9 protein-coding genes and 2 tRNA genes are annotated in these 10,452 nt (G+C 60.8%); 1 reads left to right on the top strand and 10 read right to left on the bottom strand.

The window, feature by feature from the left end; genetic code table 11:
• Positions 1-66 precede the first annotated feature (66 nt).
• The 7 genes from VGY55_21240 to VGY55_21210 all read right to left on the bottom strand — a co-directional run bounded on the left by VGY55_21240 (position 67) and on the right by VGY55_21210 (position 4,771).
• A complete protein-coding gene (locus VGY55_21240) occupies positions 67-660 on the bottom strand; it encodes an HNH endonuclease (protein HEV2972509.1) in 594 nt (197 codons plus the stop codon).
• 125 nt (positions 661-785) lie between these two features.
• Positions 786-856 (bottom strand) — tRNA-Ala (locus VGY55_21235).
• A 12-nt stretch (positions 857-868) separates the two neighbouring features.
• Positions 869-939, bottom strand: a tRNA-Ala gene (locus VGY55_21230).
• Between the two features lie 361 nt (positions 940-1,300).
• Complete coding sequence (locus VGY55_21225) at positions 1,301-2,815, bottom strand: alpha-amylase family glycosyl hydrolase (GenBank protein ID HEV2972508.1); 1,515 nt, start codon at positions 2,813-2,815, stop codon at positions 1,301-1,303.
• A 260-nt stretch (positions 2,816-3,075) separates the two neighbouring features.
• Positions 3,076-3,267, bottom strand: coding sequence for a hypothetical protein (locus tag VGY55_21220; GenBank protein ID HEV2972507.1), 192 nt, complete (start codon positions 3,265-3,267; stop codon positions 3,076-3,078).
• A 120-nt stretch (positions 3,268-3,387) separates the two neighbouring features.
• Complete coding sequence (locus tag VGY55_21215; protein HEV2972506.1) at positions 3,388-3,759, bottom strand: hypothetical protein; 372 nt, start codon at positions 3,757-3,759, stop codon at positions 3,388-3,390.
• Positions 3,760-3,766: 7 nt separating this feature from the next.
• Entirely contained in the window at positions 3,767-4,771 is a 1,005-nt protein-coding gene (locus tag VGY55_21210; protein ID HEV2972505.1) for a DUF3179 domain-containing (seleno)protein, read from the bottom strand.
• Between the two features lie 705 nt (positions 4,772-5,476).
• On the opposite strand from VGY55_21210, the gene VGY55_21205 reads away from it, so the two are divergent.
• Complete coding sequence (locus VGY55_21205) at positions 5,477-8,392, top strand: CHAT domain-containing tetratricopeptide repeat protein (protein ID HEV2972504.1); 2,916 nt, start codon at positions 5,477-5,479, stop codon at positions 8,390-8,392.
• A gap of 80 nt (positions 8,393-8,472) precedes the next feature.
• Here VGY55_21205 and VGY55_21200 read toward each other — a convergent pair whose 3' ends face one another.
• From VGY55_21200 to VGY55_21190, 3 genes are all read right to left on the bottom strand, one after another.
• Positions 8,473-8,628 (bottom strand): hypothetical protein, encoded by a 156-nt coding sequence (locus VGY55_21200; protein ID HEV2972503.1) that lies wholly within the window; start codon positions 8,626-8,628, stop codon positions 8,473-8,475.
• 217 nt (positions 8,629-8,845) lie between these two features.
• Positions 8,846-9,028 carry a hypothetical protein gene (locus tag VGY55_21195; GenBank protein HEV2972502.1) on the bottom strand — a complete coding sequence of 61 codons (183 nt, stop codon included), beginning with the start codon at positions 9,026-9,028 and terminating at the stop codon, positions 8,846-8,848.
• Between the two features lie 48 nt (positions 9,029-9,076).
• Positions 9,077-10,452: sialate O-acetylesterase (locus tag VGY55_21190; protein HEV2972501.1), on the bottom strand; the 1,376-nt coding region annotated here is incomplete at its 5' end.

Raw genomic sequence — 10,452 nt, 5'->3', positions numbered from 1 at the left:
AGCGCAGGGCGGTAGCAAAAGCAAGGTTTCGAGGACTGCCGTGCTGATCCGGCACACTCGCAAGGCTCATTTTTCCAGCGTGACATTCCAGTACGCCTCGCTCACAAACCGCGACCAGCTTTCGATCCGCGCGCTGTCGCGTGCATACATCGGCTTCCAGGTAGGCCGGACTGGCAGCTTGCGGAGCTTCATCCCCGCCTGCTGCGGCATCCGATCGGCCTTCCGCTTGTTGCAGGCGATGCAAGCCAGCACGCAGTTCTCCCAACTCGACTGGCCGCCCCGCGAGCGCGGCACGACGTGGTCGAGCGAAAGCTCTTCGCTTCCCGGTTGGGCGCCACAATACTGGCAAGCGTAATGGTCCCGCTTGAAGATATTGCGACGGCTGAAGCTGACGGCGGCACTCGGCAGCCGGTCGTAGCCGGCCAGCGCGATCACCTCCGGCACCCGCAGCCGCTGGCGCACTGCCCGGATGAACAGGTCGCCCTCGCACGGTGCGATCGTCGACCAATCGGCCCAGGTGTAGAGCCGGTAATCGTCCGGATCGACAACCCGTGCCGAGTCGTTCCACACCAGCACCAGCGCCCGGGCGACGCTCGCCACGTTCACCGGCTGCCAGTTGCGGTTGAGGACCAGCGTTGGCCGATCGAGTACCTTGGTCATGATCCACTTCCTTTCCACCTCAGGGGTGTCTGGGCGGAGTCGAACCCTCATCCGCCGAGGCGGAACCGCCTTAGCAGAGCGGCCCGGCAAACCGTATCCGGCTACCTTCCGTCTCTTCCTTTCAGTGGACCCACTCGGAATCGAACCGAGATCTCCAGACTGCAAGCCTGGCGTCGTCCCGTTGGACCATAAGCTCGTTCTTTCGCAATGGACCGCCGGGGAGTCGAACCCCGATTTCCTGGGTGCAAACCAAGCGTCGTCCCGTCGGACCAGCAGCCCATTTCCTGCTCCGCAGAGGTCAGTCCGGGAATTGAACCCGGTCTATCCACCGGCACGGTCTGGACGAACGCCATGCCGTCTGGGCCGGCCAGCAGCGCGCCCTGGGCACCTAACGATGACATGCTTCGCCCCGGCGACCAGCAACTGCTCGGCTGCACTGCGTACAGAAATCTCATCGTTGACAACCGTGCCGGTCAATTGGGCCGTCTCGGCTTCGTTCGGCGTGAGATAATTCGCGTTGTCCAACAGAACCGGCGCGATGGCCCCGGCGATAGAGCCACTCGCCGGCGACAACCAACACGATCGCTGGCGCCTCTCGACGGTTCTGCGGCCTTTAGTCATCTCCGTTCGGCGGCGCGTCCTACATTTTCTGCAGCTCAACGAGGAAGGCATGGTAGCCCCAGGCGGGCAGATCCAAATAAAGGCCGTGCGCGACGAGATCATTTCCATTGCGCTGATAACTCGCCGCGCTCATCAGATCCGCGAATAGAATCTGCTTGCCGCCGAGATCGGGCCGGCCGAGCGCGACAAAACACTGACCTTGCGTCGGGCCGTAGTTTATGGCTACCAGCAGCCGCTTTTCGCCGGGTCCCGTCCAACTAAACGCGATGAATTGGCGAGCGGTCGGATTGCCTTCCCAGGCCGAACGGCAGTCAAGCAGTTGCCATTGACCGTCGCGCACTTCGTCTCGCGTGAGACAGGCGGTCAATCGCCGATAGAACACCTGCGTCGTCGCATCGTCCACTTCGACGGGCCGGCGGCCCAGGTGCATCGAGAGTCTGATCCGGCAAGCGTCGGACTGTCCTTCATGCAGGAAGCGCAGGCCGGGAACGAAAAACGCGATCATTGCGGCGGCCTGATGAATTGGCCATGAAAAAGCAGTCGCGGCCCGCGGTTCATCGTGGTTTTCCAAAAAGCGAACGGATTTGCGTTGGAAATCGAGATTGGCTTGCAGATGAGCGCGCACTCCGGCCGCGTCGCCGCTGTGCAGTCGGTCGTAGAGACGCTTGTCGTACGTGTAGTCGAAGCCTTGCTGCTGAAGCAACCATTCCAAGTCCCAATACACCTCGGCCATGAACATGAATTGCGGAATCGCCTTCCGTACTTGTGCGATCGCCTCGGGCCAAAACGGGGAATCAACCGGTTGGCCGCCCCCGGCCGGGAGCGAACGCTCGCCCCATGTCCGCAAGAACACATCGGGCAGGATCAGCATCGCCATGTCGCATCGCACGCCGTCGCATTTCGCTGCCACGTTCAAAAGCTGCTCGGCCATCGCCGCCCGCACGCCCGGATGGCGATAGTTCAACTGAAGCACGTCGGGCCAACCCGGATAGTTCGGGTCTCGACCGAACGCAAACACGCGCGGACCCGACGGCGTCGCCAAGCGGCAATAATTCGTCGGCTCGCGAGCCAAGTCGTCATCAGTGCCGGTGATATAGAATTCGGGATGCGACTCGATCCAATCGTGGTCGAGCGCCGTGTGATTCGGCACGAAATCGAGCATCAACTGAATGCTACGTTCGGCCAGCCGACGGCGAAAGCTCGCCAGTGCCTGATTGCCACCAAAATCAAGATGCGCCGTGTAGTCGACAATGGCAAACGGCGACCCGCAGATATCGTCGTCCGTCAAATCGGGCAGCGTCCTTATGAACTCGGCCCTCCACAGCGGCATTCGCCGGGAGATTTCTCGGCTGGCCGCGCCCGTTTGCCAAACGCCCAACAGCCAAATCCAGTCGAAGCCGCACGCCGTGATCCGATCGAGTTCGGCGTCGGGAACATCGTCTAACGTCGCCCGCCGACCAAGCCGTAGCGACAGCTCGTGCAACCAAGCCCGCGTATTGATCTGATAAAGGAATGAATTGGCAGAGAAAGACATCTGGATGCCGCGTCAAGCAAAGATCAGGGCCACGTCAGGCCGCCGCCCGGAAATGAGCTTTCGCGCGGCCCGTAGCTCTAACACACTTTAATCACGACGCCGGGCCGACGCTTCCAGATTCCGGCGATTCTCGCGGCTCATTGCGACGGTCGCCACGGCCTCAACATCGACGGTCGGCCCGTAACGCCGCTGCCGATACGGACACTCTTCCAGATCCTCTTCCTGGCGGCGACCCTAACGGTCTTTGTAAACGGCGTACTCTAGAAATACCTTGATCTCAGCGCCGAATAGAGACCAACAAGATCGCCGCCATCCGAACTCTTCATCGTTGCGACCGTCGCCAGCCAATTCGGCGCAATCCTTGCGTGCCAGCCCAGGTAGCCGCAGACCACGGTCAGCAGCGTCACGTATATCATCAGCGTCTGGAGGCTGAATTGAAAGCGACGTTTCATGGCCGCATTATTCGCGACCGCGGACAACCGGAGCAAGGGAAACCTGGGGCCGATAGTAGGTGAAAAGCGAGGTGGTCGTCGGCTCGCGGGTAAAAGTCGTGCGCCGGGTTAGGGTTGGTTTCACTTCAATGGCGCATTGACTTCCACTTCAGGAAACGCGTCCAGGCATTGCTTAACTTGGTCGTCAGTTGCGGAATCGGCAAGATCCAGGATCAGAACTGCTTTATCGCCGAGCCATCGGCGAATCACGGAGATGTTTTGATTCTCTCTAGAACCGAGCGGGGCCTCTTCAAACGCAAAAACCGGACATACCGACAGCAGTCGCTTCCGCTCTCTGACAATCAATGCCTGCCGGCCCGCATAGACGAAGAACACAGTTTGCAGAATAAAGACAATTAGGACCGTGACGACCACGAGAAGCGTCCGCAGGCTGTACTGGAACCAGCGGCGTTTGGGTTTCGGCGGCTCGGCTTTGCGCTGTTCGATCTGCATGGCCGCACTACTTGGTGTAAATCGACGTCTCGGGATACTCGGCCGCCCAGGCGAACCATTTGACCTGAACGCTGTCCATCCAGACGAGCGTTGGGCCGCCGTCGCGAGGTCGGCCGGTGATGTCCCAGTGCCGGCCGAGTCGTTTATCAACGAACGGCGCCTCTGGTTCGTCTCGGTCAACGCTGAAGATCCATCCGGCGTCACCCGTCAAGCCGGATGTCCCCCAGGGCTGACGGTATGCGGCTGCGGTTTTCGTCGGGCCGCACCAAAGGACCAGCCGCGGTTGGCCACGGACCGTATCATGCACCACGCCGACTTTTTCGAGGTCGTCGAGCCGATAAGCGCGTGCGCTTTTCCCATCCCAAACGCCGAGCACCATCGTCTCGGCCGGCATTCGCGCGTCGGTGAGGCCGCGGCTTTGGCGCGAGTCGTTGCTCACCTCGGTCGGCAGCTCGACGGGCTTAAACTTGTCAACCATCGTAAATGCGACTGCCTGCGGATATCGTTTCTGCCAGAACCCCCATTCGGTCACCAAAGACGGCTCCGGCTGAAGGCGGGCGCCTTTGTTCGGGCCGTCGAAAGCAATGCCGGAAAGGCTCGAATAGAGGGTGCCATCTCCGCTTTTGATCACCATGACGCCGTTCCGCCAGCCGTGGAACCGAAATGGTCCGCCCCCCGGCTCAAATCCGCGGGCGAAGCCGGCGTCCGGATCGTAGACGAACAGCCCCCAACCGTCGTCGAGAATCCGATGCGCGCTAAGGAAGAACCGCAAGGGTATAGCGCCGTCGTTGATGTACCCGTCGGCCTGCACACGGATCCAGCAGAGCACGCGGTCGTCTGAGCGTAACTCGTCCTTGCGTCGCTCGGCCTCAATAAGACAGTGCGAGCAGCTCGGATGAAGCAAGCTCTCAAAGGCCTCGGGCTTCGCGATCAGCGACGGTTCTCTTGCCGGCTCCGCCCCTAAAAACGCGATCGGCACGAAACAGAACATCAACAAGATCGTGCGTTGCATCGGGTAAGTCTCAAAAAGGATCATAGAGATCGCCATTCTACTACAGTTGCCGACAAATATAACGGGGTCTCGGCCAGGCCCGATTGCGGCAGGAGAACGTCTTCCGTTCTGAATCGGGCGAACGCTCTTCGACGCACTCTGGGCCGTCACCAAGGTCGGCTAGCCGAGCGGGATCGCCATCAGCGTGACGACGATCATCAGCGAGCGTCTGCTGAATCGAAATCAGCGGCGTTGGCGCTTCGGCGAATCAGCTTTGGCGGATCGGTTTGCATAGCCGCGTAATCCCCGACCGCGGGTAGCCGGAGCAAGCGGTCCTAAACCGCCGGAAAACCCCTCAGCCATGATGGCTGGTCCGCAAAACTGCGTCCGATTCGTCCGGCGCGTCCGAAAAGCGCATCGGCGGTCGGTCTTGGGATCGGAGATTACCCGACCGTCTGCCTCAAGCAATGCCAAGCCGACACGCTGACCATCATCGTTTGCCGGTGCCGGCTTCGGACTCCGGCTGCTCAACGTCGACAGGCTGGACTCGGCAGAGTTCCACCTTTTGCCGCCGCGGTCAGATCCATCGCCTCATTTGGACGTGCGTGCGAAAACACGAGCCGACTCGTCGTAAAAACTTGCGATGCACCCGTTCAGCAGTATACTCGGACGCATGGCGGAAAGTCGATTACGGTCATTGAGGAATCATTGCCTGTGGAGTCGGGAATGTGGGTCGACGATCGGTCTAACGCATGCCGCAGTTTCCGCCGCGCCGTTGTGCGGAGCACGTTCGTCCTGCTCGCCATAACGGCAAGTGCCCCATCGTCCCGTGCGGACGAGCCAGCGGCACAGAGGAAGTTCACCGCTGACGAGCTGCGGCAGCTCTACGAAGCCAAAGCGTTGTACGATGGCGGTCTCAAACTCTATGACGAGGGGAGATTTGGCGATGCGATTGAACCCACTCGACAATCACTCGAAATCCACGAACGGATTCTCGGTGATACGGATCCCGGCGGTGCCCAAATCATGGACAGCCTGGGCTTGGAGTACGCGTCGGCCGGCGATTACGCGAAAGCGGAGCCCATGTACCGCCGAGCGCTCGCAATTCGTAAAACCGTGAACGGAGAACACGACGTCGAGTTCGCTAGGAGCTTGAACAACCTGGCCGGGCTCAGCATTGAGAAAGGCGACTATGCGAAAGCGGAGCCACTTCTTCGGCAGTCACTTGAGATTCATAGGCAGGCGCTTGGGGACCGGAGCCCCGAATTCGCGACGGTTCTCAATAACCTGGCAATGCTGTACGCCTTGACGGGGGACTATGCGAGGGCGGAGCCGCTTTGTCGGCAGGCAGCGGAGGTCACGAAGGCCGTGTTGGGAGAAAATCATCCCGACTATGGCAGGTGCCTGTTCAAACTGGCCTTCGTCTATTACTCGATGCACGATTTGACGAGGGCGGAGCCGCTATATCGGCAGGCGCTCAAGATCATCAAGGCTACGCTGGGCGAGAAGCATCCCCTCTATGCCAAATGCCTGAACAATATGGCGCGGCTCTACGAGTCGATGAAGGACCGCGACCAGGCCGAGTCAGCATATCGCCAAGCGCTTGACGTCAAAAAGGCAGCGCTGGGAGAAGGCCACCCTGATTATGCCCTGGGGCTGAATAACCTGGCGACGTTTTACAATTCGATCGGGGAGTACGGCAAGGCAGAGCCACTCTATCGACAGGCGCTGGACATCCGCAAGAGAGCGGTCGGAGAAGATGATCCGGATTACGCCCTATTCCTTAATAATCTGGCCGTGCTCCGCAGGTCGATGGGCGATTCCACCGGTGCCGCGCCGCTGATGCTGAAGGCGCTCCAAATTGCCCGAAAGCAGTTAGACGTTACGGCCGGAATCCAATCCGAACGAGAACAACTGCGAATGGCCGAGATGATGCGGTGCAATTTGGGAAACTTTCTCTCGCTCGCCGCCGACGCCCAACTATCAGCCGATTCGGTGTACTCGGAAGTGCTGGCCTGGAAGGGCGCCGTATCGGCCCGTCAGCAGGCGATCCATTGCCTACGTCAATCCGTCGGCAAGGGCGACTCGCAGCCAGCGGCGCGGTATCTCGATGAATTGGAACAGACCAGCCGTGACCTGGCCAATTTGTCGTTGAGTGTCCCGAGACCGGGCCAAGAAGAGGCGCATCGCCGCCGATTGGCCAAACTGAGCGATCAAATAGAACGGCTGGAACAAAACTTGGCCGGCGTTAGCCGTGATTTCCGCGAGCACTTGGACCAGCAGCGCCGAACGCCGGAAGACCTGCGCCGCGCCCTGCCCGCCGACGCAATCCTTGTCGATCTGTTGGAATATTCTCGATGCCTCCCAGCCAAGGAAAAGGGCGCGGACGTGACGTGGGAACAACGGCTGGCTGCGTTCGTGGTTCGGCCCGATGGACCGGTCGCGCGGGTCGAATTGGGGCCAGTTGCGCCGATCGAGTCGGGGGTTGAATTGTGGAGGAAGAGTTATGGCGATTACCGCGGCGGCCACGATCCGAACCCGGGCGGGCAATTGCGGGGACTCGTCTGGAACAAGCTACAGCCGCATTTGAACGCCGCCACGACGGTGTTGATTTCGCCCGACGGGGTCACCGCCCGTTTTCCATGGTCCGCTCTGCCTGGAGAACAGCCAGGGACCTATTTGATCGACGACGTTTCCATCGCCATTGTCCCAGTCCCGCGGCTCTTGCCTGAACTCCTGAAAACTGATCCGCACAAGAACAACGATCAGCCGATCAACCATCCCTCGCTGTTGTTGGTCGGCGATGTGGATTTTGGCGCTGACCCCGGCGCGATCGAGTTGCTCGCTGCTGATCGCACGGCGCCGCGCGGCGGCCAAGCGTTCCATTGGTCGCCGTTGCCGGGCACGCGCGATGAAGCAGCCGCGATTAAAGCTACTTTCGTGAAATGCTTCGGCCGATTGGGCGCGATCGAACTCACGAAAGGTGGGGCGACCAAGGACGCGGTGTGCCGTAACGCCCGCAATTGCGAGTTTCTGCATTTTTCAACGCACGGCTTCTTCGCCCCACCGGAACTTCGCTCCGCATTGGCGGCCGCCACTGAACACAATCTTCCCTCCGGCAGCGATCCGTTCGACGTAATTGACTTGGTGGGTTTCCATCCGGGATTGCTCTCTGGGTTGGTGTTGGCTGGGGCCAATCGGCCCTTCGAGGACAACAAGGAGGACGGGATCCTCACGGCGCTTGAGGTGGCAGAAATGGACTTACGTGGCGTGCAGTTGGCCACGCTCTCCGCGTGCGAGACAGGCCTGGGCGAAACGGCCGGCGGTGAAGGCCTGTTGGGACTTCAGCGGGCCTTTCAAACGGCCGGGGCGAAATCGGTGGTGGCTGGGCTTTGGAAAGTGCCCGACAAGGCGACTCAGATGTTGATGACCCGATTCTACGACAACCTGTGGCGGAAGAAGTTGTCGAAATTGGAGGCGCTCCGCGAGGCCCAGCGCTGGATGATCCATGAAGCGCCGAAAGAGCGGGAACTCGTGCGCGGGCTGAACTTTGCGCCTGGACAACAGCAACCGCTACCGGAATCTGACCCGCTGCCGCCATATTATTGGGCCGCGTTCGTACTCAGCGGTGATTGGCGATAGTTCCTGCCGCCGGCATTGCCGGTCACGGCCAAATTCGCGGATGGCATTGCCGTCTCCTTCATCCGGCAACAGCCAACTGCTCAACCTCGATATGCTCCGGCAATTTGACAGAGCCGCACAAGATCGCCATTGGCGTGACGACGCCCAAGGACGCCGATTTCCAGCGAGCGCAGGCTGAACTGGAACCAGCGGAGTTTGTGTTGTGGCGGCTCGGCCTTGGTCGGCTCGGTTTGCATGCCCGCATTATCCCCAACGGCCGGCAGCCGGAGCAAGGGATACGCGGGCCACAATCCCCGCCACCCTTTGGCCGACGCATCGCCGGGCGGGATTCTCAAGTCCCACGGTTGACGCCGCCGGAGGCGGGCGGCTGGATTCTGGGCGAATCGGGCGGACAGCGACGGCTTCGTCGCCGCCGGTTGCGAGAATCCATTTGCTCCAGCGACTTAACCGCTGCTAGCGGCCAAGATTTCGCGAAAGGGCATACATGCTATAGATGAAGCCGAGCGGAATCTGCATCGGGTACTGTTGCCCCGCCGGGTCGTAGAAGCTGTTCATAGCGAACTGCAGCGGCGTGACCGTGCCGATGACTTGGCTCGCCACGTCGTAGAGCGGAGCGAGTCCGCACCGCCGCGACATGGGTGCTCCCTCCGCTCGGTCCCCAACAAATCTGGCAATGACCGCTGTCTATTTGTCCGCGCGGAATGGCGCGGCGGGGAGGCCGTTTTTATTGGCGAGGTTCGGCTGCGCGACCCCGCTGAAGGCAAACCGGACGGCGACCGGGTCGGTCACAGCGTCGTTAACGACGACCACGGTCGGGCCATCGATCTCGGCAACTGCCGGCAGGAAGTTCTTGTCGGTGCCGGCGACCATGAATTCCGTGAGCGGTTTGCCGTCGCGCGAGACAAGGCCGCTCCCAACGTGGTCGAATGCGATGCGAATCTTCTCTCCCTCGATCGTCATCGATTTATAGATCGGCCCGGAATAGACGATCGGCCGATTGTAGGTCTTTGCCAGCGCCCAGAGAGCCAGCCGATGGCCGACGTCTTGCTTGTTCTTGGGATGGATTTCGTTCAAGTCGCCGATGTCCATCGTCAGGGCGATGCCGGTGTTGGGAACGGTTTGGGTCGTTTTCAATTGGGCTTCCCAGATCTCGGCTTCGGCGGTTCCGTCGCCGCCGTAGAAGAACGGCGCGATCTGCACGACGCCGAAGGGGAAATCTCCCTGTGCCCAATCGCTGCGCCAGTTGCGAATCAGCGTGGGGAGCAACACCTGGTATTGGGCGCCGCGGCCTACATTGGCCTCGCCCTGATACCAAATGGCGCCGCGGATCGCGAACGGGATCAGCGGCGCGATCATGCCGTTGTAGAGAGTGGAGACTTCATACTGGCCGACCAAGCTCTTGAGCGATGGCTCGGCCTTCAGCGCCTTCTTGCTGGTCCATTCCTCGGCCGGTGTGCCGCTCCACGCGGCGAAGATCAAGCCCACGGGCACTTTCAATTCCTTGTGCAAATCGCGTCCGAAGAAGTAGCCGGCGGCGGAGAATCCGTCGAAGCCGCCGGAGCCCACGATTGTCGGACGGCACACCGCCCACGCCGCGGCGACGTCGTTGGCCGGCTGGCGGGCACGCTCTTTGGAAACCCAGAAGAGTCGGATGCCCGGATGATTAGCGGCGGCGACTTCCGCCTGACCGTTCTTGGCCGCGCCGACGCCCATCTCCATGTTTGACTGGCCCGAGCAAAGCCAAACCTCGCCGACCAGAACATTTTCGAGTGTGATCGAATCGCCGAGGCTGCCCTTGATGGTCATCACCAGAGGCGTGCTTTCAGGGGTGGCGGCGAGCTTGCCGAGGGTAACTTGCCAGCGGCCATCGTCGCCCGCCTGGGCAGAGACAATCTGTCCCGCAATGCTGACGGTCACCGTCTCGCCTGTTTCGGCCCAGCCCCAGATCGGCAAATTCGCCCCTTCCTGCAAAACCATGTTGCTCCCGATCACTGACGGCAGTCTAACCTCGGCCGATGCGACGGCGGACCAGAGACAAATTGCCACCGATAGTGCGAGAA

This window comes from Pirellulales bacterium, from assembly GCA_035939775.1.
Taxonomy (GTDB): Bacteria; Planctomycetota; Planctomycetia; order Pirellulales; family DATAWG01; genus DASZFO01.
This window is presented reverse-complemented; position numbering and strand designations above follow the sequence as displayed.